Consider the following 24,225-nt stretch of genomic DNA (forward strand, 5'->3'; position numbering starts at 1 on the left):
ACCGGCGTTGGTGGTGGTCTTGACACCAACGATCTCGTCAGTCGACGAGCGAAAGCGCCCCGTCGTACGCGGCCATCGCCTCGGCGACCTCGTCATCCGTCACGATGCACGGAGGCACGACGTGGATGCGGTTGTCCTGCACGAACGGCAGAAGTCCGCGCGCAAGAAGGTCGGTCTTCACCCGGGCCATCCCGGCGGCCGGCAGCGGTTCGCGGGTCTCTCGATCGGCCACGAGCTCGATCGCCCAGAACACTCCCTCGCCGCGCACCTCACCGATGGCGGTGTGCTTGTCGGCCAGTTCGGTGAGCCCCGGAGCGATCGCCTCGGCACCGATGCGACGGGCGTTCTCGACGATGCCCTCCGCCGCCATCGCGTCCAGTGCTCCGCAGATGGCCGCCATCGCCAGCGGATGTCCGCTGTAGGTCAGGCCTCCCGGGAACACGTTCTCATCGAAGTCCGCCGCGATCTCGTCCGAGATGATCACGCCGCCGGCGGGCACGTACCCCGAGTTGACGCCCTTCGCGAAGGTGATCAGGTCGGGCACGAGGTCGTAGCCCTCGAACGCGAACCAGCGGCCGCTCCGACCGAAGCCGCACATCACCTCATCCGTGATGACGAGGATGCCGTAACGGTCGGCGAGCTCGCGGACACCGGCGAGGTAGCCGGGCGGCGGGATGAGCACTCCCGCAGTTCCCGGAATGGTCTCCAGCAGGATGGCTGCGATGGTCGTCGGCCCCTCCGACTGGATGACGCGCTCGAGGTGGCGCAGCGCCCGTTCGGATTCCTGCTCGGGCGAGGTCGCCCAGAACTCGCTGCGGTAGAGGTAGGGACCGAAGAAGTGCACGTGTCCGCGAGCGAACTCGTTGGGGATGCGGCGCCAGTCGCCCGTCGAGACGATGGCCGCTCCCGTGTTGCCGTGGTAGGACCGATACGTCGAGAGGATCTTGTCGCGGCCAGTGTGCAGGCGGGCCATCCGGATGGCGTTCTCGTTGGCATCAGCTCCGCCGTTGGTGAAGAACACCTTGTTGTGGCGCGACGGAGCACGTTCGACGATGCGCCGGGCGGCCTCCCCGCGCGCGAGGTTGGCGGTGGCAGGCGCAACGGTGGCGAGCAGGTCGGCCTGCTCGTGGATGGCCGAGATGACCGACGGATGCTGGTGCCCGATGTTCGTGTTGACCAACTGGCTCGAGAAGTCGAGCCAGCTGGCGCCCGAGTGGTCCCAGACCCGGCACCCCGACCCTCCGGCGATGACGAGGGGTTTCAGGCCGGCCTGGGCCGACCAGGAGTGGAACACGTGGGCCGCGTCTAGTTCGCGCGCCCGGTCGTCGAGCTCCGAGAGCTCCCAGTCGGTTGTCATGGTGCTGCCTTTCCTCGGTGTTGCGGTGGTGCGTTGTTGCTGCTGGTTGAGTAGCGAGCGACGAAGGAGCCCGCGTCTGCGCTACTCAACCAGCAGCATGCGTTACTTGCCGCCCTCCTTGAGCGTGACCTCGATGGGCTTGAAGTCGGTGCCCATCACGTCGACACCCTCGTCCTTCAGCTCCGCAAGCGCCTTCTTGACGTACTCGTTCGAGTACGCGTCCTTCGGCGGGTCCGCGGAGATGATCGTCGCCCCCGTCTCGTTCTTGGTCTTCTTGGCGATGTCGACGGTCTGGTTCCAGGCCTTCTCGTCGATCATCCCCACGCCATCCGTCGAGGGCCAGATCAGCTTGTTCACCTCGTTGGTCATCCAGAGCTGGTGGCTCTGGCCGAGCTGCGAGCCGGAGGCGGTCACGATGTCCGCTGCCTTCTCAGCATTGTCGCGCGCGTACACCCAGCCCTTGATGGAGGCCTTGATGAACTTCACCGTGGTGTCGCCGTAGGCCTTGTCGTCCTTGAGGCGATCCGCATCCGCCCAGATGGCGTCCTGCAGCATGGCGGTGCCGACGTCGTTCCAGTTGATGACGTTGAGGTCGTCGGGCTGGTACAGCTTTCCCGTGGCGGGGTTGGTCGTCTCGAGCACCTGGGCGTATTCGTTGTACGTCATGGCCTGCGCCGCGTCGATGTCTCCCGAGAGGAAGCCGTTCATGTCGAAGGCCTGCTGCACGAGCGAGATGTCGTTGACGTTCACCTTGTCCTTCTGCATACCGGCGAACAGCTCCCACTCGTTGCCGTAGCCCCAGCTGCCCACCTTCTTGCCCTTGAGCTCCGCGGGCGAGGTGATGTCCTTGTCCTTGAACGAGATCTGCGTGGTCGCGCTGCGCTCGAAGATCTGCGCTACATCCGTGATGTGGGCTCCCTGCTCGATGGAGCCGAGCACCTTGGGCACCCACGAGATGGCGTAGTCGACGTCGCCGGATGTCAGGGCGTCCTGCGGCACGATGTCCGCCCCGCCTTCGACGATGGTGACGTCGAGTCCCTCGTCCTTGTAGTAGCCCTCCTTGAGGGCGGCGTAGTAGCCGGCGAACTGAGCCTGAGAGAACCATTGCAGCTGCAGCTTGACGGGGGTGAGGGCGCCGGAACTGCCCGACGATCCCGATCCCGATCCCGATCCCGACGGGCTCGAGCAACCGGTGAGGGCGAGAGCGGATGCCGCGACGATCGCGATCGCGCTTCCGATGTACTTCGTGCTGTGTTTCATGTCTCCTCCTGATGTGTCGTGCTGTCGGTACCTCTGGGTGGGACGGGTGCGACGGGTCGCATGGTGGGACGGATGGGACGGATGTCGCTCACGCGCTCGGGCGATGCCGGGACGCGAGCCTCTCGAGGCCGAGGGTGGCCCCGTAGAACAGCAGGCCGAGAATGATCGACCCCAGCACGTACGCCCACGCGAGCGAGTAGTTGCTGCTCGAAGCGGCCGATGTGATGGACTTTCCGAGACCGCCGACCGGGCCGCCGAAGTACTCGGCGATGAGGGCGGAGATCACGGCGAGCGATGACGCGATGCGCAGCCCGGTGAAGATGAACGGCGAGGCGGTCGGCAGGGTGACGGTGCGCGTCACCTGCACCGGCTTGGCGGCGTAGGCCCGCATGAGGTCGCGGTGCACGGGGCGCACCTGACGGAACCCGCGCAGGGAGTTGAGGTAGACGGGGATGAACACCGCGATCGCCGCGACGATCTGACGGGCGGTCTGGGCTCCGGCGCCGAACATCGTGTAAAGCACTGGCGCGAGCGCGACGATCGGGATGACGGAGAGGGCGGCCACGACTGCGGCCGATAGTTCGTCGAGGACCGGTGCGATAGCGGCGAGCACCGCTGCGGCGACCCCGAGGATGCCGCCGACGATGAGGCCGATGAGGGCGTTGAGGCCCGTGACCGTGGACGCCTGCACGACCGTCGGGATGTTCTTGCCGAACTGAGTCGCGATCTCCACCGGACTCGGCAACACGAACGGCTTGATGTCGAAGGCCATCACGCTCAGCTGCCAGATGAGCAGGGCGGCGACCCCGAGGATCACGGGGGCGACTACGGCACGCGAGGTGCTGATGGCCGGCCTCATCGCGACTCCCGCCCTGCCGGCCGGCCTGACGGCTCGCAAAGGTTCGCGCCTTCACGCGCTTCGCCCGCGGACCCGGTGGAAGTGGCGGATGTGGCGGGCCCGGCGGATACGGGGTGTCCGTGCAATGCCTCGCGCACGGCGCCGACCGCATCGAAGAAGCCGGCGTCCTCGCGAAGCGCCTCCCCGCGGTCGGCCGTCGACCCGAGCCCCACCGGAATCACGTCGACGATGCGCCCGGGTCGCGGCGACATGACCACGACGCGATGGGAGAGGAACACGGCCTCCGGAATGGAGTGGGTCACGAAGACGACGGCGGCATCCGTCTCGGCGCAGATGCGCAGGAGTTCGTTCTGCATCCGTTCACGTGTCATCTCGTCGAGGGCCCCGAACGGCTCGTCCATGAGCAGCAGGCGGGGACTCTCGGCGAGCGCGCGGGCGATCGCGACCCGTTGCTGCATGCCGCCGGAGAGCTGGTCGGGATACTTCGAGCCGAAGTCATCGAGGCCGACCAGGCTGAGCAGGTCACCGACCCGGGTGCGCCTTTCCGCTGCACCGACCCGGTGGAGCTCGAGCGGCAGTTCGATGTTGGCGGCCACCGTGCGCCACGGCAGCAGTCCGGCCTGCTGGAACGCGATGCCGTAGTCCTGGTCGATGCGAGCGCGGCGAGCGGGCTTGCCGAACACGCTGATCTGACCCGAGCTGGGCTGGTCGAGGTCGGCGATGAGCCTCAGCAGGGTCGACTTGCCGCATCCGCTCGGTCCGATGAGGCTCACGAACTCGCCGGGAGCCACGTCGAGTGACACATCGTCCAAAGCGGTGACGGATGCCTCCCGTCCGCGCGAACCGAACACCCGGCTGACGCCGGAGACGGTCACGGCGTCGGGCGCGGTGGCTGTTCGGGTGGCGCCCGCTCCCGCGCTGGCCGCCACGGACCCGCCATCCGTCGCTGTTGCGTTCTGGTCGGTCATGCCGGCACCTCTCCACGACGATAGCGGCGCAGGAACACGCCGATCAGTGACACGAATCCTGCAGCCAGGAGGCCGACGAGCACCGCGCCGAAGATCGGCGCCCACGGCTTGGCCGGGTCGCCGCCGGCCGCCGCGGCGAACTCGACGACCATCCGTCCGATGCCGCCGCGCAGGCCGATCGACACCTCGGCGACGACGGTTCCGATGACGGCGCTCGCCGCCCCCAGGCGCAGTGCGGGCAGGAGGTAGGGCACGCTCGCGGGCAGGCGCAGTCGCACGAGAGTGCTCCACCATCCGGCCGCGTAGCTGCGCATGAGTTCGACGTGGTTGGTGTCGGGCGAATTGAGGCCTCGGAGGGCGCCGATCGAGACCGGGAAGAAGGCGAGGTAGCTGGCGATGACGGCCACCGACATCCACGGCGCCCATTCGAAGGTGCCGAGGTGGATCTGCGCGCCCCAGCGCCGCACGAGCGGAGCGATCGCGATGAGCGGGACGGTCTGGCTGAGGATGATCCAGGGAAGCACGGCGGCTTCGGCCGTGATGAAGCGTTGCATGAGCACAGCGAGCAGACCGCCGACGAGCACGCCGACCACCCAGCCGACGGCGGCGATGCCGAGACTGAAGGCGGATGCCTGCAGCACGGCCAGCCACATCGGCGGTGCGCCGGCGATGCTGGACACCGGCTCGAACAGCCGCGCGATCATGTCCCAGACGTGCGGCATGGCCAAGTCGGTCGTGCGCGGGAGGACGGTGATGCCGCCGATCACCACGCCGTCGGCGGGTCCGAGCGCCTTGTACAGCTCCCACACGGCCGCGAGGATGACGACTCCCAGCGCGCCGAGGAGCACCCGTCGTCCGGCGCCCACGCGGCGAGGGGCGCGAGGGGCCTCGACAACGTCCGCGACAGTACCGACCGAGCCCGCGTCGACCGTCTTCAGCGCCTCGGAGACCGTCATGCGTACGCCCCGATCTGCCGGTCGGCAAGCGCCTGACGTAGTCGGCCGCGTATCGAGACCCCCGCGGCCGTCATGCCCTGGACCCGTGCAGCGCCCAACGCGGTCGGCCGCGTATCAAGACCCCCGGCCCCGGTCATGCTTTCGCCGCTATGTGGTCTGACAACGCGGGGATGACCGTCTCGCCGTAGACGCGGAGGGTCTCCTCCTTGTTGTCGTGCTGGAGGTACCCGGCGAACTGGTCGACGCCGAGGGCCTTCAGTGCCTCGAGCTTCTCGATGTGCTGTCGGGCGGTGCCGAGCACGCAGAACCGATCCACGATCTCGTCGGGCACGAAACTGGTGTGCGTGTTACCGGCGCGACCGTGCTCGTTGTAGTCGTACCCCTCGCGCGAGCGGATGTAGTCGGTCAGGGCATCCGGAACCGCGCCGCCCGATCCCGACGACGCTGTGCCGTACTTCGCGACGATATCGGCCACGTGGTTGCCGACCATGCCGCCGAACCAGCGGCTCTGCTCGCGCATGTGCTCCCAGTCGTCGCCGATGTACATGGGTGCGGCGACGCAGATCTTCACGCTCATCGGGTCGCGACCGGCCGCTTCGGCTGCGTTGCGCACGGTGGAGATCATCCACTCCGCGATGTCGAGGTCGGCGAGTTGCAGGATGAACCCGTCGCCCACCTCGCCCGCGAGCTTGAGGGCCAGGGGTCCATACGCGGCGACCCAGACCTCGAGCTCGGACCCGCGGCTCCACGGGAACTGCAGCTGCGCTCCGTTGTACTCGACCGCGCGGGAGTTGGCGAGCTCACGGATGACGTGGATCGACTCGCGCAACTCGGCGAGCGTGGTCGGCTTGCCGTTGGTCACCCGCACCGCCGAGTCGCCGCGGCCGATGCCGCAGATGGTGCGGTTGCCGTACATCTCGTTCAGCGTCGCGAAGACGGATGCCGTGACCGTCCAGTCCCGGGTCGCCGGGTTCGTGACGAACGGGCCGACCGTCACCTTGCGGGTCTCGGCGAGGATCGCGCTGTGGATGACGTAGGGCTCCTGCCACAGCAGGTGCGAGTCGAACGTCCACACGTGCGTGAAGCCGTGGTTCTCGGCGAGCTTGGCGAGCTGCACCGTGCGCGAAGCCGGTGGGTTGGCCTGGAGTACCGCTCCGAAGTCCATGTGTTCCTTTTCGACAGCTGGGTCTCGATGGTTCGCTGGTCGCCGGCTCAGACGAGGTACTGCGACAGTCCTCGCTTGAGGAACCGTCCGTCGCCCGCTGCGCCGAGATACTCGCCCCCGTCGACGACGACCTTGCCGCGCGAGACGACCGTGTCGACGTGCCCGTCGATCTCGAATCCCTCCCAGGCGGAGTGGTCCATGTTCATGTGATGGCTGCGCCCGGTCGGGTTGCCCGCCTCGTCGACGGGCATGCCGATCGAGGTGTGTCCGTTCGGGTCGTAGACGACGACGTCGGCATCCGCGCCCGGCTGGATGACGCCCTTCTGCCCGTAGAGGCCGAACATCCGTGCCGGGGTGGTGCTGGTGAGCTCCACCCAGCGTTCCAGGGTGATCTCGCCGGTCACGACCCCTTGGTACATCAGGTCCATTCGGTGCTCGATGGATCCGATGCCGTTCGGGATCTTGCGGAAGTCGCCGAGCCCGAGCTCCTTCTGGTCTTTCATGCAGAACGGGCAGTGATCGGTGGAGACCATCTGCACGTCGTTGGTGCGCAGCGACTGCCACATCGCGTTCTGGTGGCCCTCCTCACGCGAGCGCAGTGGCGTCGAGCACACCCACTTCGCGCCCTCGAACGCGCCCCACTTCTCGCTGACCGCACCGAGCTGCTCCTCGAGGGAGAGATAGAGGTACTGCGGACAGGTCTCGCCGAACACGTTCTGGCCCTTGTCCCGCGCCCAGGCGATCTGCTCGACCGCCTGCTTCGCGCTCACGTGCACGACGTAGAGCGGAGCGCCGGTGAGCTTGGCGAGCATGATGGCGCGGTGAGTCGCCTCCTCCTCCATCTCCCAGGCCCTCGCGACGCCGTGGTAGAACGGATCGGTCTTGCGCTGCTCGACGAGTTGGGCGGCGAGCACGTCGATGGCCGGGCCGTTCTCGGCGTGCATCATCGTCAGCATCCCGGTGTCGCGGGAGAGCTGCATCGCCTTCAGGATCTGCGCGTCGTCGCTGTAGAACACGCCCGGATAGGCCATGAAGAGCTTGAAACTCGAGATGCCCTCGTCGACGAGTCCGCGCATGGCTGCGAGGGAATCGTCGTTCACGTCGCCCACGATCTGGTGGAAGCCGTAGTCGATGGCGCAGTTGCCTGCGGCCTTCTCGTGCCAGGTCGCGAGACCGTCCTCGATGCGCTTGCCGTAGGTCTGAACGGCGAAGTCGATGATGCTCGTCGTTCCGCCCCAGGCGGCCGCGCGCGTGCCGGTCTCGAAGGTGTCGGATGCCTCGGTCCCACCGAATGGCAACTCCATGTGGGTGTGCGCGTCGATGCCGCCCGGGATGACGAACTTGCCGGTCGCGTCAATGACGGTGTCGACGGATGCCGCGACATCCGTTCCCAGCAGCACGCTGTCGGGCGCCAGCACCGCTTGGATGCGCTCGCCATCGATGAGCACGTCGGCCGCAGCGCGTCCGGTGGCGCTCACGACGGTTCCTCCGCGGATGAGGGTGGTGGTCATTACTGCTCCTTCGCACTGCTGGTCGAGTAGCGCGGCCGAACGCTGGCGGTCGAGTAGCGCGGCCGAACGCTGCTGGTCGAGTAGCGCGCGAAGCCCGCGTATCGAGACCCCGACATCACGGCTTCGGAATCGACGTGTACGACTCGGGCCGGCGGTCTCGGTAGAACTGCCAGTTGTTGCGCACCTCGCGGATGAGGTCCATCTCGAGGTCACGCACCACGACCTCCTCGACCTCCCGTGATCCGTACTCGCCGACGAGGTTGCCCCGCGGATCGACGAACTGGCTCGATCCGTAGAAGTCCACCGCCAGTTCGCCGTACTCGTTGTCCTCGCGCCCGACCCGGTTGGGTGCGGCGACGAAGTATCCGTTCGCCGCGGCGGCGGCCGGCTGCTCGATCTCCCAGAGTCGGTTCGACAGGCCCGGCTTGGTCGCGTTGGGGTTGAACACGATCTGTGCGCCGTTGAGGCCGAGCTCGCGCCATCCTTCGGGGAAGTGGCGGTCGTAGCAGATGTAGACGCCGATCTTGCCGACGGCGGTGTCGAACACCGGATAGCCGAGGTTGCCGGGACGGAAGTAGAACTTCTCCCAGAACTTGTCGAGGTTCGGGATGTGGTGCTTGCGGTACGAGCCCAGGATCGACCCGTCGGCATCCACCACTACAGCGGTGTTGTAGTACACGCCGGGTTGTTCCTCCTCGTAGATCGGGAGGATCATCACCAGGCCGAGCTCCTTCGCGAGTTCCGCGAATCGCTGGACGATCGGTCCGTCGGCGGGCTCGGCGTAGTCGTAGTACTTCGCGTCCTCCGTGATGCCGAAGTAGGGGCCGTAGAACAGCTCTTGGAAGCAGACGACCTGTGCGCCCTGCTCCTTCGCGTCTCGGGCGAACTGCTCGTGCTTGTCGAGCATCGACGCCTTGTCGCCGGTCCAGGTGGTCTGGGTGATCGCTGCGCGAACCACGGTCATGCGGTTGCCCTCCGAAATATCAGCCGGCGGTGGCATCCGTATCGCTAGTCACCAACGCCGAGGGTTGAGCCGAACTCCCGAGCGCCTTCGCCCGTTCTGTTATTGTTCGGCGTGAACATTTCTCTTTTGTTTCACTGTGTGACGTACGTGTAAGTCATTGTGGATGTCCCGCGTTCGGGAGGCAAGAGTCGTGCACCCTTCTGTCATGGATGATGAGCTCGACGCGCTGGCGGGCTTGGGCGGTGGATCCTCGCCGGGCGACATCGCGGCCTGGCTGGCGCGGCTCATCAACGACGGCGAGCTCGCTCCCGGCGACCGGTTGCCCACCGTGCGCGCTGTGGCGACTCGACTGGGTGTGAGTCCTGCAACGGTGAGCCAGGCGTGGCAGGCCCTGTCGCGTGCGGGTCTGATCGTCTCGCGTGGGCGAGCGGGGAGCTTCGTGCGAGCACCGGATGCCGCGTGGCTTCCGCCGCGGACGCAGGGCCTGGCGGGCTACCTTGGCGAGGCTCGGCTCGATCTGTCACGGGGGACGCCGGACCCTCTCCTGCTTCCCGATCTCTCGCGAGCGCTCGCCCGGGTGTCGGCGAGTGCGGAGACGTCGAGCTACCACGATCTGCCAGTCATCCCCGAGCTCGAGCGAGTCCTCCGGGAGGCGTGGCCCTACGAGGCCGAGACGATCACGGTGGTGGATGGAGCGTTGGACGCCGTTTCGCGCGCCCTCGAATCCGTGTTGCGGTTCGGAGACCGGGTGGTGGTGGAGAGTCCGGGGTTTCCGCCGTTCTTCGACCTCGTCGAGACCCTCGGTGCCCGGCCGATCCCCGTCGCCCTCGACGAGTCGGGCATCACGGCCACATCCCTCTCCGCGGCGCTCGGCTCGCATCCGCGAGCGCTCATCCTGCAGCCTCGGGCTCAGAACCCAACGGGCGCATCGCTCAGCGCGGGGCGTGCCGAGGAGCTGGCTCGGGTCATCCGGTCGCATCCGCATGGTCGGGATCTGATCGTCATCGAGGACGACCACTCCGGTCAGATCTCCACTGCCGCAGACGTGTCGCTCGGGCGCTGGATTCCGGATCAGGTGGTGCACGTTCGTAGCTTCTCCAAATCGCATGGTCCTGACCTTCGAATCGCCGCGCTCGGCGGGCCGACAGCTCTCGTCGACCCGATCGTCGCCCGTCGCATGCTCGGCCCTGGATGGACGTCTCGGATGGTCCAGCGCATCCTGCACGACCTCCTGACCGACGGCCAGTCACTCGATCAGGTGACCGAGGCGCGGCGGCAGTACTTTGCCCGGCAACGAGCGGTGGCGGCGGCATTGAGCGGATGGGGCATCGAACCGGCCCGGTCCGACGGCATCAACCTGTGGGTGCCGGTCCACGACGAGCGGTCGGCGGTGATGCAACTCGCCGCGAGCGGGATCCGGGTGGCTCCGGGGTCGCCCTTTCAGGCGACTCAGGCGACGGATGTCGGCGCCCGCCGGTTCGTGCGCGTCACGGTCGGCTTGGTTCGGTCGGATGCGGCCGACGTCGCCGCCGCTCTCGGCGCTGCCGCTCTGCCACACCCGCCCGGTGCCCACTCGCTCGAGCAGCGTTGGTCGTAGCCGGCGCCCGTGTACGGATTCGAGGACGTTGACCCCCACCCGCCATCTCCACTGCGGTGAGCCCTCAGCCGCGGGGGGGGATCCGTCGGTCAGGCGGTCCCCGGGGGGATCTGTTCGTTTCGCGATCCCCGTCGGCGGAGTCGTCCGTCACGCGCTCCGCGCTCGCGGCTCCCGTCCCTCCACCGACGACCTTGGCGGATCGGATCGCGCGGCCTTCGCCATGGGCCCGTCGGGAGCGTCGAGTGTCGACGCCGGCGGGGGATGAACCGGGGCCTTCACCATGATCAGGGACCTGCCCCGAAGCGCGATCGGTCTGCGCTCGATGTCGACACTGGCTGGTGGATGGAGAACATATCCCGCGGCACCGATTCGCTGAATGCGCCACCCGGCGTTGTGCAGCAGCAGGTGGTGATAGCGACACAACAGCACTCCGTCTGCGACATCCGTCCTTCCGAGATCGGCCCACTCATCAATGTGATGCGCTTCGCACCAAGAGGGCGGGCGATCGCATCCGGGCCACAGACATCCGCCGTCTCGAATCGCGAGCGCGACGCGCTGCTTGGTCGTGAACAGGCGCTGTTCACGGCCGACATCGAGTGCCCGACCGTCCTCGTCGAAGAGAACGGGGAGTACGCCGCTATCGCAGATGGCCGCCCTCGCGTCTGCCAGGGGTATGAGCTCATCAGAACCTTCGAGGTGCCCGAACCCACTGCCGGTGTCGGGCCTCGTAGGGTCATCGCGTCGCGCAGGGCCGGCACGCTCGAGATCACGCTTCATCGTGATGACGCGCACAGCCGGCTTCCGCGTAGAGGGAAGAAGCCCGGGCATGACCGCGGGATCGGCCGACACTCCCAGTTCGACGAGTCGAACCAAGCCCTCGACGGCGATGCGCTCGGTCGACCTCGGGTCGTCGCGAAGCGCCTTGTCTCGCGCCGCATCCTTGGTATTCACCCAGCGAGGGCCGCCGCGTCGAGGCGAGGTCAGTTGGTCGTAGACGTCTTTGAGATAGGCGCCGTTCTCCGGGTCGAGCTCGAACTCGCCGCGGTACATGCCATCCGGCTTGGGCCACATGCGCCAGAACTGCTTGGCCCGACGGGCTTCGGCTCGCCCAGCCACGCCAGCGGTGTCGAGTCGCTCCCGGAAGCGACGAGCGGCCGTGAAGGCCGCATCAGCATTCACGTCTCGCGCGAGTGCGATGATCTCGGGGAGCGCCGCCGCAAGCGCCTGGTCGTCAACGGCTGCATCGGGCTCGCCGAGGCCTCCCCGCACGGACGCCGCCTGATCCACGGTGAGCTCGCCCGCCGCAACAGCTCGACCCAACGCCGCGAACCAGGCGGCAGCGGCGACCGCTCCAACGACTGGACTCCCGTCATCTCCGCCCGCCGCGTTCGCCTTGGCGTCGGCCTCCGCTTCGGCCATCATCTGGCCCACAGCGATCATGCGCCGGGCGTCGCGCCGAGATCCGCCCGTGAGTTTCTGCAGCATCTCGGCATCGTTGCGCGCACCAGTGCGTCTGGCCATACCGAGGTCGCCGAACACGGGACGTGAGCGGCGGGCAACCTCGGCCGCCGAGAACGCCATCGCCTTATCCACCTCGTCACGCAGGCAACCCATGTGCCGGTGGGTGTCGGCCAACTCATCCTCGGCCATCGCCTGGAACGTCGAGGCGCAGACGCCGGCCATCGTCAGAACCTCGGTGAGTTCTGCGAAGACGGCGGCCGTCGTTGACATGCTGTCAGTTTATCGAAATTCGAACATATGTACTAGTACTGTGTACAACTTCCTGACGACGACCTGCCAGGCGAGGCGAGCAGAACAACCCGACGCTAGCGGGACGGCGCGCGACAATCAGGACGCGACGAGAACAACAAGCACGTTTCCCTGAGCTCACCCACCGTTCACACCGACGCCGCACCCGCATCGTCGAACCGAGCGAGCGTTTCGGCCCGCCGCAGCATTCTGGCTTGCAAAGGAAGGAGAGCGAGAACGATCGAAGCCAACGCGAGGGTGATGATCGACAGAGTGGTCATCACGGCGTTCTCAGATCGCAGCAATAGGGTCGCGGCGAGCGTGAGCGCTCAGATCGAGCCCATGACGCTCGCGCTCACCGCGCCTGGCAGCGACGCAGCAACGGCTCTGGCGTTATCGATCGTGGTGGCTCGATCCTCGGTCGCCACCCGGCCCATCTCGCCCGAGCGCACGGCGTGCCGAACGCTCCGCTGTCGTTGCCTGTCGACAGCCTCGAGCGCGGCCACGCGGCAGTCGGGCTCGAGCGTTGTCAGCGCCGTCACGATTCCACTTCCGATGGCACCGATAGCGACCACCATGAGCACGTCGGAAACGATGTGCACACCACGAGCGTTGTGGCCGAGACCACCACCGATCGTGATCGTCAAGGCAATGATCACGCCCGCACCGAACAAGACCCACACTCGTCGTCGCCCGAGAGGTCGAAGCAGGTCTGCCATGGCCTCATTCTGGACCCCTGCGCCGCCACGAGCCCTTCCTCGTCGGCCACCGGACCGCCGCCATGCTCGCGAGGCATAACAGTGCCGACGAGCATCGCGCGTCCACGTCGACTGAGCCACACGACGGGCACTGACGATTCTTTCCACAGATGTCGATCGGGCGGTCCGTGGATCGTCATGAAGATGTCACGATCAATCAGGAGGACTCATCATGCGTTACACATTGCTGCTGCATTATCCGGAGATGATGGCCGACGGCCAGCTCAGCGACGAGGCGATCGAGCAGGGCCAGGCCGCTTTCAACGACTACGCCAAGGCTCTCAACGCGGCCGGGGTGCTGGTCTCGGCCGAGGTGCTGCAGCCGACATCCGCCACCACCTCGGTGTCGCGGAAGACGGGCGAACTCGTCGTCCAGGACGGGCCGTTCGCCGACACCAAGGAGGCGCTCGGCGGCTCCTTCGTCATCGACGTCGCCGACCTGGACTCGGCTCTGGAGTGGGCGGGCGACGCCCCATCGGTCCAGTGGGGAACCGTTGAGATCCGACCGGGCGCCACCTGGTTCGACACCAGTGCCGATGCCTGGCAGGGCGATGCCCGGTCCTGAAGCGGAGGCGAGCACGGCGATGACGGATGCGGCGAGCGTGTCGGCTGCGGCCGCATCCGTCGTCCGCCGCTCCGCCGCTCGACTGATCGCCCTCCTCGCGGCGCCGACCCGCGACATCCCGCTCGCTGAAGACGTGCTGGCGGATGCCGTGGAGCGTGCACTGCTGCGCTGGCCGGTCGACGGGGTGCCCGACAACCCGGAGGCCTGGCTGCTCACCGTCGCCCGGAATCGCCAGCGCGACCTGCTCGGCGGTGCCGCCCGCACCCGATCTGCGCCGCTCGACGAGGAGTCCGTCATGCACACCATCGATGACGCCTTGGAGGGCATCGACGCCATACCCGACAAGCGTCTCGAACTGCTGTACGTCTGCGCTCACCCCGCCATCGACCCCGGCATCCGCACCCCGCTCATGTTGCAGACCGTGCTCGGAGTCGACGCGGCGGTCATCGCCCGCGCGTTCGCGGTGCCGGAGAGCGCCATGGCCCAGCGGCTCGTGCGGGCCAAGCGTCGCATCAAGCTCGCTGGCATCCCGTTCGTCGTTCCGACGAAGCGCGACCTCGCGGGCCGCACGTCTGCGGTCCTCGAGGCGGTCTACGGTGCGTACGCCCTCGACTCCACGGAGTCCGGCGAGCTCGCCTTCGAGGCACTGCACCTCGCGATGACGACGGCGACGCTGTTGCCCGATGACGCCGAAGCCGCTGGACTCGCCGCCCTCATCGCGCTCTCCCTTGCGCGAGTCGATGCCCGAGTCGTGAGCGGCGAGTACGTGCCGCTCGATGGGCAGGACACCGCCCTCTGGTCGCGACCCCTCATCGAGACGGGCGAGCGGATGCTCACGCACGCCTTCGCGCTCGGTCGGCCCGGTCGATTCCAACTGGAGGCCGCCATCCAGTCCGCTCACGACTCCCGCATCGACGGTGGCGTGGTCGACGTGAGGGCGCTCGTCGACCTGCACGCCGCGTTGGTGGCGGTGCAGCCCACGCTGGGCTCGCGGGTCGCCCACGCCGCCGCTGTCGGACGCGCCGACGGCGCATCCGCTGGACTCGACGTGCTGGAGGCGATGGCTCCGGCTGCCGAGCGCTTCCAGCCGTATTGGGCGACCAAGGCGCATCTATTGGAAGCCATTGGTGCGCCGGAGTCCTCCGCTGCCTACGCCCGGGCGATCGAACTGTGCGACGACCCACCGGCGCGTCGCCACCTCGAGCGGCGGCGCGCCGCGCTCGAAACGGCCGGTCCCGACTGAGCGCTCGCCGAGTTCACGGTAGCCCGGCAGTGATGCCTCGCGCGGGTCTAGCGTTGGTGGAGGGCGCCGCGTGACGCCCGATGAACGGAGACTTCATGGACGTCGGCATCCACTTCTGGAACTTCACCATGGATGGCGGCGAGAAGGCCATCCTCCCGGCGCTCCGCGACACCGCGCGCGCCGCCGATCAAGCCGGCTTCACCCTGTTCACGGTGATGGACCACTGGTTCCAGATGGACCGCGTACAGCCTGCCGAGAACCCGATGCTGGAGGCGTATTCGACGCTGGGCTACGTCGCCGGAATCACGGAGCGTATCCAGCTCGGAGCGCTTGTGACCGGGGTGACCTACCGCTACCCGGGGCTGCTCGCCAAGACCGTCACCACCCTCGACGTGCTCTCGAACGGACGGGCGTGGCTCGGCATCGGAGCGGCCTGGTACGAGCGTGAGCACCTCTCGCTCGGCGTGCCGTATCCGCCGCTCAAGGAGCGCTTCGAGCGCCTCGAGGAGACGCTGCAGATCTGCCTGCAGATGTGGAGCGACGACAACGGGCCCTACGAGGGCGAGCACTACACCCTCGGCGCGACCCTCAACTCCCCGCAGTCCGTGCAGCGGCCGCACCCGCCCATACTCATCGGCGGCGCCGGGGAGAAGAAGACGCTGCGGCTCGTGGCGCAGTACGCCGACGCGTGCAACCTGTTCGGCACGTCGACGGATGAGCTGGCCCACAAGATCGACGTGCTGCGCGGGCACTGCGACGACGTGGGTCGCGACATGTCCGAGATCCGCATCACGGTGCTGGGCGGCGACGACCCGGTGGGAGAGCCGGATGCCTTCCTTCGTCAGATGGAGGAGTTCTCAGCACTCGGTGTCTCCCACCTGCAGTTGCGGGCGCCGATGGAAGATCCGGCCGGATTCGTCGAGCGCTTCGACGAGACCGTCGGTGAGCGACTGGCCGCGATCGGGCGCTGACATCCGGCACCCGCGATACCGTCCGCCGAGGCGCTTGCTCGCGTGACGGTGCGACACTTCTCATGTGCCCGCCGCATCCCTGGTTCTGAATCGCTTCGTGACGGCCGTCGACGATGAACGGCTGGCCGCCTACGGAGTACACGTTCTCGTCGAAGACGACACGGCGTCGCATCGATGGCGGAGCGATGACCGCGTGAACATCTACTCGGCGTCGAAGGGGGTGTGCGCACTGGCGATCGGCGTCGCCATCGCCGAGGGAGCTCTCTCGCTGGATTTCCGGGTGCCCGACGTCCTGCCCGAGATGGAACTCGGCGCCGACGTCTCGGCTGTCACCGTGCGTCACCTGCTGACTATGCGCAGCGGCATCGATTTCGCCTGGTTCGGGGACCAGCCCGCTCCGTGGCCGGACTTGGCGCAGGAGATGCTGCGCCGGCCCAGCAGAGGCCCCGGAGACGTGTTCCAGTACAGCGACGCCAGCACCTACGTCGCGATGCGGATGCTCGGAGCGGTGGTCGGCGACGTGCGGGATTGGCTGATGCCTCGCTTGTTCGACCCGCTCGGCATCGACAATCCGCAATGGCATCGGTGCCCGCTCGGCCGGATCATCGGCGGAAGCGGCCTGCAGCTGCGCACGGAGGAGCTCGCCCGCATCGGCCGCGTCCTTCGCGACAGAGGCCGTTGGGATGGCCGCCAGCTCGTGGATTCGGCCTGGATCGACCGGATGCACTCCCCATGGCTCGAGACCGGGGGCGATGCGCCTTTCGAACGCTACGGTCTGGCCACATGGCAGGGGCCTGGCGAGTGCTGGCGACTGGACGGCAGGTACGGGCAATACGTGATCGTCGACGACGAGCGCCGATCCGTGGTCACGATCACCGCCCACGAGGAGGTGCGAGACCACCGGATGGCCGAACTCGCCAGCGCGGCGATGACCGACTGAGACCGCGCACGAGGCACGGCTCCGCCGGGTCTTGACGGACCACTTGTTTTTTGCAAGTATCGGGGGTGTCCACGGATGAGACTCACGAAGGAGACCACGATGACCTCGATGTTCGTCAACCTGCCGGTAACCGATCTGGAGCGCGCGAAGGCGTTCTACACGGCGCTCGGCTTCACCATCAACCCGCTCTTCACCGACCACAACGCGGCCTGCGTCATCGTCGAGGAGGACCACAGCTACTTCATGATCCTCGTGCGTGAGTACTTCCAGACGTTCTCCGAGCTGCCGATCGGCGACCCCGCGGTCAACCCGACGGTTGCGACAGCGGTCTTCTTCGACGACCGGGAGGCCGTCGACAAGGTGGTCACCGATGGCCTCGCGGCAGGCGGCACAGAGGCGCGTCCGGCCTCGGACTTCGGCTTCATGTACCAGCGTCAGCTCACCGACCCCGACGGCAACATCCTCGAGATCGGCTGGATGGACCCGGCAGCGGCCGCGCAGGGCCCCGAGGCCTTCGCCGCACAGCAGGCCTGAGTCTCGATGGCCGCGCGGGAGTACGGGCAGTACTGCGGCGTCACGCGAGCGTTGGAGCTCGTGGGCGAACGGTGGGCGATGCTCATCGTCCGCGATCTGCTCGTGGGACCGCGCCGCTATGGCGAACTCGCGGCGGGGCTGCCCCGCATCCCGAGCAACATCCTGGCGGCGCGGCTCAAGGAGTTGCAGGATGCGGGGATCCTGCGCCGCATGCCGCGCTCGCGCGTGATCGTCTACGAGCTGACACCGTATGGCCGCGAGCTCGAGCCCGTCGTGCTCGCGCTCGGCGCCTGGGGCTTCAAGGCCTTGGGCGATCCGCGCGAGGAGCAGATCATCACCCCGGACTCGATGACGATGGCCCTGCGCACCGCGTTTCGGCCCCAGGTGGCGGCGACCCTGCCCGCGACCGCGTACGAGGCCAGGTTCGGCCCGACCGAGCTGCTCATCCGAGTGGACGGGTCGGCGCTAGACGTGACACGCGGAGACGGGCCGGTCGACTTGGCCTTCGCGGCAGGCCCCGACATCCGTCGACTCATCTCCGGAGAGCTGGCGCCGGATCGGGCCATCGCGACCGGCGTGGTCGAGGTGCTGAGCGGCCGCGGCGACCTCCTCGACCGATTCGCGGACACCTTCCACCTCGCCGCCTGAACCGGTTGAGCGCGACGGCTGCGCCGACGGATGAGCAATGGCAGATCAATCGTTCGCGAGAACGTCCGAGAGCGTTTGAGTGCCGAGCACGATCGCGAGGGCGAGCTTCTCGGCATCCGGCGTGCCCGGCTCTGCCGTGTAGACCATGATTCGTAGGTCGTCCTGGGCGACGACGAGGCTGTCGCAGTCGAGATCGATCGGGCCGACCGCCGGATGCAGGATCGTCTTGCTCCTGCCCAGCTCGCGCTGATCGGGCGCGGCTCCCGAGTCCCAGAGCTCGACGAAGAGAGGGCTTTCGGCCTTGAGCTGCGCGATCAGCCGCCGGAGAGACCGGTCGGTCGGATACCGCGACGACGTCATCCGGAGGTCGGCGACCTGCATCGCGATGAGGTCCGCCTGCTCCTCCGGGGTGTGAACGACGCGCGAACCTGTTCCCACGAGATTTCGCCAGAGCGCCGTCCGCGCGATGCCGTGCCACGCTGTCGTGTCGCCCATGAGCGCGTTGTACGGAGCGTTGGCGACGAGCAGCGTCCCGGTTGCGTCGTAGACCGCCACCGGAGTGTGTGCCAGCCGGTCGAGCAACCGCTGTACGCTCGCGCTGATGCGGGTCGGAACGACGGAGAGCCCCGGCGTCGCGTGACCGGCCAGCCGATGGAGGAGGTCGCGTTCGGCATCTGAGAGTCGCAGGGCTCGCGCCAACGACTGCACGACCTGCGCGGACGGCGACGTCGCCCGTCCTTGTTCCAGACGGGTCAGGTAGTCGGGCGAGATTCCAGCGAGGGCGGCGAGCTCCTCACGACGAAGGCCGATCGCACGCCGGCGGCCACCCTCGGGCAGGCCGGCCGACGCCGGCGTCATCCGCTCGCGCCAACTCCGCACCAGCCCTCCGAGCTCCGACGATTCCATGCCCTCAGTCTGCGCGATGCACAGGTCGGTGTCCTGTGTCTGGCGGTCCTACGATGAGCCGTCCACTGGCTGATTCCGGAGGAGCGACGCAGGCTTGACCGATCCGACCTCCCGGTCGCCTGACACGAAGGAGCGCACCATGGCACCATCCGCATCCGCCTTCACCGAGATGGCGTGGGTCGTCACGGGCCCGACGTCGGGCATCGGCTACCGCACAGCACTCGAACTCGCCGCGCACGGCACCGTCATCCTGGTCGGTCGCAGCCGCGCCAAGCTCGACGACGTCGAGCGCGAGATCCGTTCGGGAGGCGGGAACGCCGTGTCGGTGGTCGCCGACCTCTCCGACGTCGTCAGCGCTCGCAGCGCCGCCACAGAGATCGCAGCCCTCGGCATGCCCATAGCCGGCGTGTTGAACAACGCCGGCATCATGCCGCTTCGGCCGTTCACCAGCGTCCAAGGGTGGGATGGCGCATTCGCGACCAACCACCTCGGACCGTTCGCCTTGACCGAGGCGCTCATTCCCTCGCTGCCCGACGGCACGAACGTCGTGTTCATCACCTCAGCGGTCGAGGACCCCGAGCGCCGGATCGCTGTCGCCGCCGGCTTCCGTGGTTCCCGCTACATCTCGGCGGATGCGAGCGCCCGGGGTGACTGGCTCAGCCCCGGCGGCTCCAAACTGCCCGGTGCCGACGCCTACGCATCGTCGAAGCAGGGCAACCTCGTGACGGCCCTGGCCTTCGCCCGCGAGTTCCCGCGTCTGAGGTTCAACGCCGTCGAGCCCGGCGTGAACCCCGGCTCCAACCTCTCCCGCGACTCGAGCGTCGCCGTCAGGCTGCTCGCCAAATACGTGATCTCGCCGATCGCTCCACTGTTCAAGTACTTCACGACCCCGAAGCGCGCCGCGAAGGTCATCACGACCGTCCTCGTCAATCGGTCCGACTCGACGGGCGTGTACTTCGATGAGAAGGGTCGTCCGATGCGAGGCTCCGTGGACGCGGAGAGCCCCGCGTTCCAAGACCGCTACGTCGCTGAGACGCGCGCGCTCCTGAGGACGGTGCCGGTGGACGACCTGCCGTCGGCGTAGTTATTTCGAGCGGTCCACAACCGTCACAGGCGTAAACTGTCCTCGACCGCCGGTTCGATTTGACCGGATGCGCCGGCTTGGATTTGAGCCGTTGGTCGCCCGCACACGTTGTTGAAGGTTCACTCGCGCACGCCATCGCGTGCAACGGGAGAGCCTCGCGACGCCTCTTCGGGCCCGATCCTCATCCATCCTCATCGCGCCACGGAGCTTGCATGACCCGCCGCCGTCTTCTCACCGCCATGCTCGGCCTCACCCTCGCTGCGGCATCCGTCATAGCCTTGGCCGGATGCGCCCTCAGCGGCGCGACCGCTTCGGCTCCGTCGACCAACGCGACGGCCGCATCCGGCTATCCGCTCACCATCGACAACTGCGGCACCAAGGTGACCTTCACCGAGGCGCCCCAACGCGTCGTGACCATCAAGTCGACGACGCTGGAGACCATGCTCGCGCTGGGCCTGCAGAGCCGCATCGTCGGGACCGCTTTCACCGACGGGCCCGTCGCGCCCCAGTGGAAGGGCGCGGCCGCGAAGCTCACGTCGCTGAGCGACCAGGTGCCCGGGCAGGAGGCCACTCTGACGGCCGAACCCGACCTGGTCTACGCCGGGTGGGAGTCGAACGTGACCGCTGAGGGCGCAGGCGACCGCCCGACTCTGGCGTCGCTCGGCGTGAACACCTACGTCGCGCCCTCCGCGTGCAAGGAGGACGGCTACAAGCCCGACCCGCTCACCTTCGACGACGTCTTCAGCGAGATCGACCAGGCCGGTGCCATCTTCGGCGTTCCCGATCGGGCCGCCGCCCTCGTGACCAAGCAGAAGGCGCAGCTGAAGGCGATCACGCCCAACGCCTCTCACCTCAGCGCCCTCTGGTACAGCTCGGGCACTGACACCCCCTACGTCGGTGCCGGAATCGGCGCGCCCGAGATGATGATGAAGGCCGCCGGCCTCACCAACGTCGCGGCCGGCGTGAAGGACACCTGGTCGGCTCTCGGATGGGAGTCGATCGTCGCCGACGACCCCGACGTCATCGTGCTCGTCGACGCGACGTGGAACACGGCCGCATCCAAGATCGCCAACCTCGAGGCCAACCCCGCCACGGCGGGCATGACGGCCGTCAAGGAGAAGCATTACGTGACCATCCCCTTCCCCGCCGGCGAGGCGGGCGTGCGCAACGTCGAGGCCGTGGCATCCATCACCACTCAGCTGGCGAAACTCGGACTCTGAGCATGGCCGGCACGATCGAGGCAGAGGCATCCGTCGGTCGGATGCCCCTCCGCGCCGTGCCGACTGCCGTCTGGGCGGGGGTGCTGGGCGTGCTGCTCGTCGCCAGCGTCATCATCTCCGTCACCATCGGGCCGGCCGCCCTCTCGCCGGCCGATGTGCTCTCGAGCGTGCTCTCGCACCTCGGCATCGGCCGCAGCTCGCTCTCGCCGTTGCGCGACGGCATCGTGTGGGAGCTTCGGATGCCGCGCGTGCTCACCGCGGCAGCCGTTGGTGCGGGCCTCGCCCTCAGCGGCGCGATCATGCAGGCGGTGACGCGCAATCCGCTCGCCGACCCGTACCTGTTGGGGCTCTCCTCCGGCGCATCCGTCGGCGCGGTGGTGGTCGTCGTGCTCGGCTGGACCATCGTCCTCCCGCTCGCCGCCTTCGCCGGAGCCCTCGCCGCCTTGGCCGTCACCCTCACCCTCGCGGGCGCCGTCTCGCGCATCACGCCGACGCGCACCGTGCTCGCCGGCCTCGCGGTGTCGAGCGTGTTCGGCGCGGTGACGAGCCTGATCATCTTCTGGAGCGCCACCGGCGACAGCTACCGCGAGATCCTCAACTGGCTGCTCGGCTCCCTCGCGGGTGCACGGTGGCCGGCAGTCGCCATCGCCGGAGGAGCTCTGGTCGTGTTCGGCATCCCGCTGCTCGGGAGTGCGCGCTCGCTCGACGCCTTCGCATTCGGCGACGCCTCGGCGGCAGCCCTCGGCGTGAATGTCGACCGCACGCGGTGGCTCCTACTCGGCGGCGTCGCCCTGCTCACGGGCGCGATGGTGTCGGTCAGCGGCGCGATCGGCTTCGTCGGGCTGATCCTGCCGCACGCGGTGCGCCTCATCACGGGGCCGGGACACCGAGCCCTGTTGCCGCTGTCGGCCCTGGCGGGCGCGATCTTCCTGGTCTGGGCGGACACCGGCGCTCGCACCCTGTTCGACCCGCGCGAACTGCCCGTTGGCATCCTCACCGCCCTCGTCGGCGGCCCCGTGTTCGCCCTGCTCCTGCTGCGATCGAGGAGGCTGTCATGAGTCTCGACCTCACCCGAGTGCGATTCGCACGCGCCGGACGCCTCATCATCGACGACGTCGACTGCACCGTGCCCGCCGGCGCCCTGAGTGCCCTCGTCGGACCCAATGGAGCCGGCAAGTCGACCCTTCTCCACCTCATCGCGGCCATCGAGCGAACGGATGGCGGAGCGATCGACTTCGACGGCGCCTCCCTCGCAGCACTGCGTCGCAGAGACCGGGCGCGCATCGTCGCGGTGGCGGAGCAGCAGTCGGACACTGAGCTCGACCTCTCCGTCCATGACGTCGTCATGCTCGGCCGCACCCCCCACCTCGGCGCTCTGGCCGGACCGTCGCCGGCCGATCGGGTCATCGTCCGCGGCAGTCTCACCGCCACCGGAGTGGGCGACCTGGAGGAGCGTCGCTTCTCGTCGCTGTCGGGCGGCGAGCGCCAACGCGTCGTGCTCGCCCGGGCGCTCGCTCAGCAACCCGGCCTGTTGCTCGCCGACGAGCCCACCAACCACCTCGACATCCGCGCACAGCTGTCTGCTCTCGCCCTGCTCGCCGAACTCGCACGCGGCGGCATCACCGTCTTGGCCGCCCTGCACGATCTCGGGCACGCCGCCGCCTACGCCGACCATGTCATCGTGCTCGCCGCGGGTCGGGTCGTCGCTGCGGGCCGCCCATCCGAGGTCCTGGCGCCCGAGCTCATCCAGCGCGTCTACGGGGTGCGCGCGGCGGTGCTGGCCCATCCGCTGACCGGGCGTCCGCTTCTCGCCTTCGCCGACACCTCCGACGCCTCGCCGCCGTCGCCAGCCGCCACCCTGCCGTCTGAAGGCAATCGGTCCGCCGTGTGAAGGCGTCGTACCCTTGTCGCCCGGAATCGCGCGATCGGCGAGGTCCGGGTGCCTTCACACGGCAGTAGCCAAGATGAAAAGAAGCACATGACTGAGAGGACCACCGAGTGACGCGACGCATCACCGTCCTGGCCGGAGGGGTGGGCGGGGCTCGCTTCACGCGCGGGCTCCTGCGCGCCGAGCCCGAGGCATCCGTCACCGTCGTGGCGAACACCGGAGACGACCTCTGGCTCGCCGGTCTTCGTGTCTGCCCCGACCTCGATTCTCTGATGTATACGCTCGGCGGCATATCGGATGACGAGCGCGGATGGGGCCGACGCGACGAGAGCGAGCGCGTCAGCGCCGAACTGAACGCCTATGGCGTGGGCTGGCCGTGGTTCACGCTCGGCGACCTCGACATCGGCACCCACATCGCCCGCACCTCGATGCTGCGTGACGGGCTGCCGCTCAGCGCCGTTACCGAGCGGGTGGCCGCCCGCTGGAACCTCGGCGCCCGCCTGCTCCCCGCTACCGACGACGAGGTCGAGACCCTCGTGACCGTCGCGGCCGACGGTGGGGCGACCGAGCGAGTGCACTTCGAGGAGTGGTGGGTGCGAACCCGGGCCACGCGCCCGGCGCTCGCGTTCACGCAGGCGAACGTGGCTGCATCCAGACCCGCACCCGGTGTGCTCGACGCCATCGCCGACGCCGACCTCGTGATGATCGCGCCGTCGAACCCGGTCGTGTCGATCGGCACGATTCTCGGCATCCCGGGAATCGCCGACGCGGTGCGGCAGACGGATGCGCCCGTCGTCGGCGTATCACCGATTATCGGCGGCGCGGTCGTCCGCGGAATGGCCGATGCCTGTCTCACGGCGATCGGCGTCGAGACGAGCGCCGAGGCCGTCGGTCAGCACTACGGGGCGCGCCGTCACGGCGGGTTGATCGACGCGTGGCTGGTCGATTCAGTGGATGCCTCCGCAACCCGCGCTCTGGAAGCCGCCGGACTGCGTGCGCACGCTCGGCCGCTCTGGTTCACCACCGTCGACGAGACCGCGGCCATCGCCGCCGACGCGATCGCGCTGGCCACGAGCTAGAAC

At 68.1% G+C, this 24,225-nt stretch carries 23 protein-coding genes; 12 read left to right on the plus strand and 11 right to left on the minus strand.

Annotated features, from left to right (window positions below; translation table 11 throughout):
• Positions 1 to 37 precede the first annotated feature (37 nt).
• The 8 genes from E6C70_RS10280 to E6C70_RS10315 all read right to left on the minus strand — a co-directional run bounded on the left by E6C70_RS10280 (position 38) and on the right by E6C70_RS10315 (position 9,040).
• Complete coding sequence (locus E6C70_RS10280) at positions 38 to 1,357, minus strand: aspartate aminotransferase family protein (RefSeq protein ID WP_136424470.1); 1,320 nt, start codon at positions 1,355 to 1,357, stop codon at positions 38 to 40.
• Between the two features lie 102 nt (positions 1,358 to 1,459).
• Complete coding sequence (locus tag E6C70_RS10285; RefSeq protein WP_136424471.1) at positions 1,460 to 2,617, minus strand: ABC transporter substrate-binding protein; 1,158 nt, start codon at positions 2,615 to 2,617, stop codon at positions 1,460 to 1,462.
• 88 nt (positions 2,618 to 2,705) lie between these two features.
• On the minus strand, positions 2,706 to 3,476 hold the full coding sequence (locus tag E6C70_RS10290) for an ABC transporter permease (RefSeq protein ID WP_168770920.1): 771 nt from the start codon (positions 3,474 to 3,476) through the stop codon (positions 2,706 to 2,708).
• The gene (locus E6C70_RS10295) at positions 3,473 to 4,444 is read right to left on the minus strand and encodes an ABC transporter ATP-binding protein (RefSeq protein ID WP_136424472.1); all 972 of its coding nucleotides are present in this window, start codon (positions 4,442 to 4,444) and stop codon (positions 3,473 to 3,475) included. Before E6C70_RS10295 ends, E6C70_RS10290 begins: the two co-directional genes overlap by 4 nt.
• Positions 4,441 to 5,400: an ABC transporter permease gene (locus E6C70_RS10300; protein WP_136424473.1), complete on the minus strand. Its 960-nt coding sequence runs from the start codon at positions 5,398 to 5,400 to the stop codon at positions 4,441 to 4,443. Before E6C70_RS10300 ends, E6C70_RS10295 begins: the two co-directional genes overlap by 4 nt.
• 133 nt (positions 5,401 to 5,533) lie before the next feature.
• Positions 5,534 to 6,565 (minus strand): TIGR03842 family LLM class F420-dependent oxidoreductase, encoded by a 1,032-nt coding sequence (locus E6C70_RS10305; RefSeq protein ID WP_136424474.1) that lies wholly within the window; start codon positions 6,563 to 6,565, stop codon positions 5,534 to 5,536.
• Between the two features lie 47 nt (positions 6,566 to 6,612).
• On the minus strand, positions 6,613 to 8,076 hold the full coding sequence (hydA, locus tag E6C70_RS10310; RefSeq protein ID WP_136424475.1) for a dihydropyrimidinase: 1,464 nt from the start codon (positions 8,074 to 8,076) through the stop codon (positions 6,613 to 6,615).
• A gap of 115 nt (positions 8,077 to 8,191) precedes the next feature.
• Positions 8,192 to 9,040 carry a nitrilase-related carbon-nitrogen hydrolase gene (locus E6C70_RS10315; RefSeq protein WP_136424476.1) on the minus strand — a complete coding sequence of 283 codons (849 nt, stop codon included), beginning with the start codon at positions 9,038 to 9,040 and terminating at the stop codon, positions 8,192 to 8,194.
• A gap of 205 nt (positions 9,041 to 9,245) precedes the next feature.
• Between E6C70_RS10315 and E6C70_RS10320 the strand changes: the two genes are divergently transcribed.
• A complete protein-coding gene (locus E6C70_RS10320; RefSeq protein WP_136424477.1) occupies positions 9,246 to 10,637 on the plus strand; it encodes an aminotransferase-like domain-containing protein in 1,392 nt (463 codons plus the stop codon).
• 147 nt (positions 10,638 to 10,784) lie between these two features.
• On the opposite strand, the gene E6C70_RS10325 is transcribed toward E6C70_RS10320, so the two are convergent.
• Together E6C70_RS10325 and E6C70_RS10330 are read right to left on the minus strand one after the other, a co-directional pair.
• Positions 10,785 to 12,368, minus strand: coding sequence for an HNH endonuclease signature motif containing protein (locus E6C70_RS10325; RefSeq protein WP_136424478.1), 1,584 nt, complete (start codon positions 12,366 to 12,368; stop codon positions 10,785 to 10,787).
• Between the two features lie 347 nt (positions 12,369 to 12,715).
• Positions 12,716 to 13,105 carry a hypothetical protein gene (locus E6C70_RS10330; protein WP_136424479.1) on the minus strand — a complete coding sequence of 130 codons (390 nt, stop codon included), beginning with the start codon at positions 13,103 to 13,105 and terminating at the stop codon, positions 12,716 to 12,718.
• Positions 13,106 to 13,316: 211 nt separating this feature from the next.
• On the opposite strand from E6C70_RS10330, the gene E6C70_RS10335 reads away from it, so the two are divergent.
• From E6C70_RS10335 to E6C70_RS10360, 6 genes are all read left to right on the plus strand, one after another.
• Positions 13,317 to 13,709, plus strand: coding sequence for a YciI family protein (locus E6C70_RS10335; protein ID WP_136424480.1), 393 nt, complete (start codon positions 13,317 to 13,319; stop codon positions 13,707 to 13,709).
• Positions 13,696 to 14,952 carry an RNA polymerase sigma factor gene (locus E6C70_RS10340; RefSeq protein WP_235833389.1) on the plus strand — a complete coding sequence of 419 codons (1,257 nt, stop codon included), beginning with the start codon at positions 13,696 to 13,698 and terminating at the stop codon, positions 14,950 to 14,952. The genes E6C70_RS10335 and E6C70_RS10340 overlap by 14 nt, the downstream gene beginning before the upstream one ends.
• Positions 14,953 to 15,047: 95 nt before the next feature.
• A complete protein-coding gene (locus E6C70_RS10345; protein WP_136424481.1) occupies positions 15,048 to 15,923 on the plus strand; it encodes an LLM class F420-dependent oxidoreductase in 876 nt (291 codons plus the stop codon).
• Between the two features lie 64 nt (positions 15,924 to 15,987).
• Complete coding sequence (locus tag E6C70_RS10350; RefSeq protein WP_136424482.1) at positions 15,988 to 16,863, plus strand: serine hydrolase domain-containing protein; 876 nt, start codon at positions 15,988 to 15,990, stop codon at positions 16,861 to 16,863.
• Between the two features lie 99 nt (positions 16,864 to 16,962).
• A complete protein-coding gene (locus E6C70_RS10355; protein ID WP_136424483.1) occupies positions 16,963 to 17,397 on the plus strand; it encodes a VOC family protein in 435 nt (144 codons plus the stop codon).
• 6 nt (positions 17,398 to 17,403) lie between these two features.
• Entirely contained in the window at positions 17,404 to 18,045 is a 642-nt protein-coding gene (locus tag E6C70_RS10360; protein ID WP_136424484.1) for a winged helix-turn-helix transcriptional regulator, read from the plus strand.
• Positions 18,046 to 18,090: 45 nt separating this feature from the next.
• On the opposite strand, the gene E6C70_RS10365 is transcribed toward E6C70_RS10360, so the two are convergent.
• Positions 18,091 to 18,951, minus strand: a complete 861-nt coding sequence (locus tag E6C70_RS10365; protein ID WP_136424485.1) for a helix-turn-helix transcriptional regulator — start codon at positions 18,949 to 18,951, stop codon at positions 18,091 to 18,093.
• A 139-nt stretch (positions 18,952 to 19,090) separates the two neighbouring features.
• On the opposite strand from E6C70_RS10365, the gene E6C70_RS10370 reads away from it, so the two are divergent.
• The 5 genes from E6C70_RS10370 to cofD all read left to right on the plus strand — a co-directional run bounded on the left by E6C70_RS10370 (position 19,091) and on the right by cofD (position 24,222).
• Positions 19,091 to 20,035, plus strand: coding sequence for an SDR family NAD(P)-dependent oxidoreductase (locus E6C70_RS10370; RefSeq protein ID WP_136424486.1), 945 nt, complete (start codon positions 19,091 to 19,093; stop codon positions 20,033 to 20,035).
• Between the two features lie 212 nt (positions 20,036 to 20,247).
• Positions 20,248 to 21,255: a putative F420-0 ABC transporter substrate-binding protein gene (locus E6C70_RS10375; protein ID WP_136424487.1), complete on the plus strand. Its 1,008-nt coding sequence runs from the start codon at positions 20,248 to 20,250 to the stop codon at positions 21,253 to 21,255.
• A 2-nt stretch (positions 21,256 to 21,257) separates the two neighbouring features.
• The gene (locus E6C70_RS10380; protein ID WP_207670102.1) at positions 21,258 to 22,313 is read left to right on the plus strand and encodes a putative F420-0 ABC transporter permease subunit; all 1,056 of its coding nucleotides are present in this window, start codon (positions 21,258 to 21,260) and stop codon (positions 22,311 to 22,313) included.
• A complete protein-coding gene (locus E6C70_RS10385) occupies positions 22,310 to 23,146 on the plus strand; it encodes an ABC transporter ATP-binding protein (RefSeq protein ID WP_136424488.1) in 837 nt (278 codons plus the stop codon). The genes E6C70_RS10380 and E6C70_RS10385 overlap by 4 nt, the downstream gene beginning before the upstream one ends.
• 107 nt (positions 23,147 to 23,253) lie before the next feature.
• Positions 23,254 to 24,222 (plus strand): 2-phospho-L-lactate transferase, encoded by a 969-nt coding sequence (gene cofD, locus E6C70_RS10390; protein ID WP_136424489.1) that lies wholly within the window; start codon positions 23,254 to 23,256, stop codon positions 24,220 to 24,222.
• The last annotated feature ends 3 nt before the right edge of the window (positions 24,223 to 24,225 follow it).

This window comes from Orlajensenia flava (assembly GCF_004801905.1).
In the GTDB taxonomy this organism is placed as follows: Bacteria; Actinomycetota; Actinomycetes; order Actinomycetales; family Microbacteriaceae; genus Orlajensenia; species Orlajensenia flava.

Excerpts from the sequence above, each read along its gene's own strand:
- E6C70_RS10285 (WP_136424471.1), bottom strand. The coding sequence starts at position 2,617 with ATGAAACACAGCACGAAGTACATCGGAAGCGCGATCGCGATCGTCGCG.
- hydA (WP_136424475.1), bottom strand. The coding sequence starts at position 8,076 with ATGACCACCACCCTCATCCGCGGAGGAACCGTCGTGAGCGCCACCGGA.
- E6C70_RS10375 (WP_136424487.1), top strand. The coding sequence starts at position 20,248 with ATGACCCGCCGCCGTCTTCTCACCGCCATGCTCGGCCTCACCCTCGCT.
- E6C70_RS10315 (WP_136424476.1), bottom strand. The coding sequence starts at position 9,040 with ATGACCGTGGTTCGCGCAGCGATCACCCAGACCACCTGGACCGGCGAC.
- E6C70_RS10355 (WP_136424483.1), top strand. The coding sequence starts at position 16,963 with ATGACCTCGATGTTCGTCAACCTGCCGGTAACCGATCTGGAGCGCGCG.
- E6C70_RS10380 (WP_207670102.1), top strand. The coding sequence starts at position 21,258 with ATGGCCGGCACGATCGAGGCAGAGGCATCCGTCGGTCGGATGCCCCTC.
- E6C70_RS10280 (WP_136424470.1), bottom strand. The coding sequence starts at position 1,357 with ATGACAACCGACTGGGAGCTCTCGGAGCTCGACGACCGGGCGCGCGAA.
- E6C70_RS10305 (WP_136424474.1), bottom strand. The coding sequence starts at position 6,565 with ATGGACTTCGGAGCGGTACTCCAGGCCAACCCACCGGCTTCGCGCACG.
- E6C70_RS10340 (WP_235833389.1), top strand. The coding sequence starts at position 13,696 with ATGCCCGGTCCTGAAGCGGAGGCGAGCACGGCGATGACGGATGCGGCG.
- E6C70_RS10330 (WP_136424479.1), bottom strand. The coding sequence starts at position 13,105 with ATGGCAGACCTGCTTCGACCTCTCGGGCGACGACGAGTGTGGGTCTTG.
- E6C70_RS10370 (WP_136424486.1), top strand. The coding sequence starts at position 19,091 with ATGGCACCATCCGCATCCGCCTTCACCGAGATGGCGTGGGTCGTCACG.
- E6C70_RS10300 (WP_136424473.1), bottom strand. The coding sequence starts at position 5,400 with ATGACGGTCTCCGAGGCGCTGAAGACGGTCGACGCGGGCTCGGTCGGT.
- E6C70_RS10360 (WP_136424484.1), top strand. The coding sequence starts at position 17,404 with ATGGCCGCGCGGGAGTACGGGCAGTACTGCGGCGTCACGCGAGCGTTG.
- E6C70_RS10345 (WP_136424481.1), top strand. The coding sequence starts at position 15,048 with ATGGACGTCGGCATCCACTTCTGGAACTTCACCATGGATGGCGGCGAG.
- E6C70_RS10295 (WP_136424472.1), bottom strand. The coding sequence starts at position 4,444 with ATGACCGACCAGAACGCAACAGCGACGGATGGCGGGTCCGTGGCGGCC.
- E6C70_RS10325 (WP_136424478.1), bottom strand. The coding sequence starts at position 12,368 with ATGTCAACGACGGCCGCCGTCTTCGCAGAACTCACCGAGGTTCTGACG.
- E6C70_RS10335 (WP_136424480.1), top strand. The coding sequence starts at position 13,317 with ATGCGTTACACATTGCTGCTGCATTATCCGGAGATGATGGCCGACGGC.
- E6C70_RS10290 (WP_168770920.1), bottom strand. The coding sequence starts at position 3,476 with ATGAGGCCGGCCATCAGCACCTCGCGTGCCGTAGTCGCCCCCGTGATC.
- E6C70_RS10320 (WP_136424477.1), top strand. The coding sequence starts at position 9,246 with ATGGATGATGAGCTCGACGCGCTGGCGGGCTTGGGCGGTGGATCCTCG.
- E6C70_RS10365 (WP_136424485.1), bottom strand. The coding sequence starts at position 18,951 with ATGGAATCGTCGGAGCTCGGAGGGCTGGTGCGGAGTTGGCGCGAGCGG.
- E6C70_RS10385 (WP_136424488.1), top strand. The coding sequence starts at position 22,310 with ATGAGTCTCGACCTCACCCGAGTGCGATTCGCACGCGCCGGACGCCTC.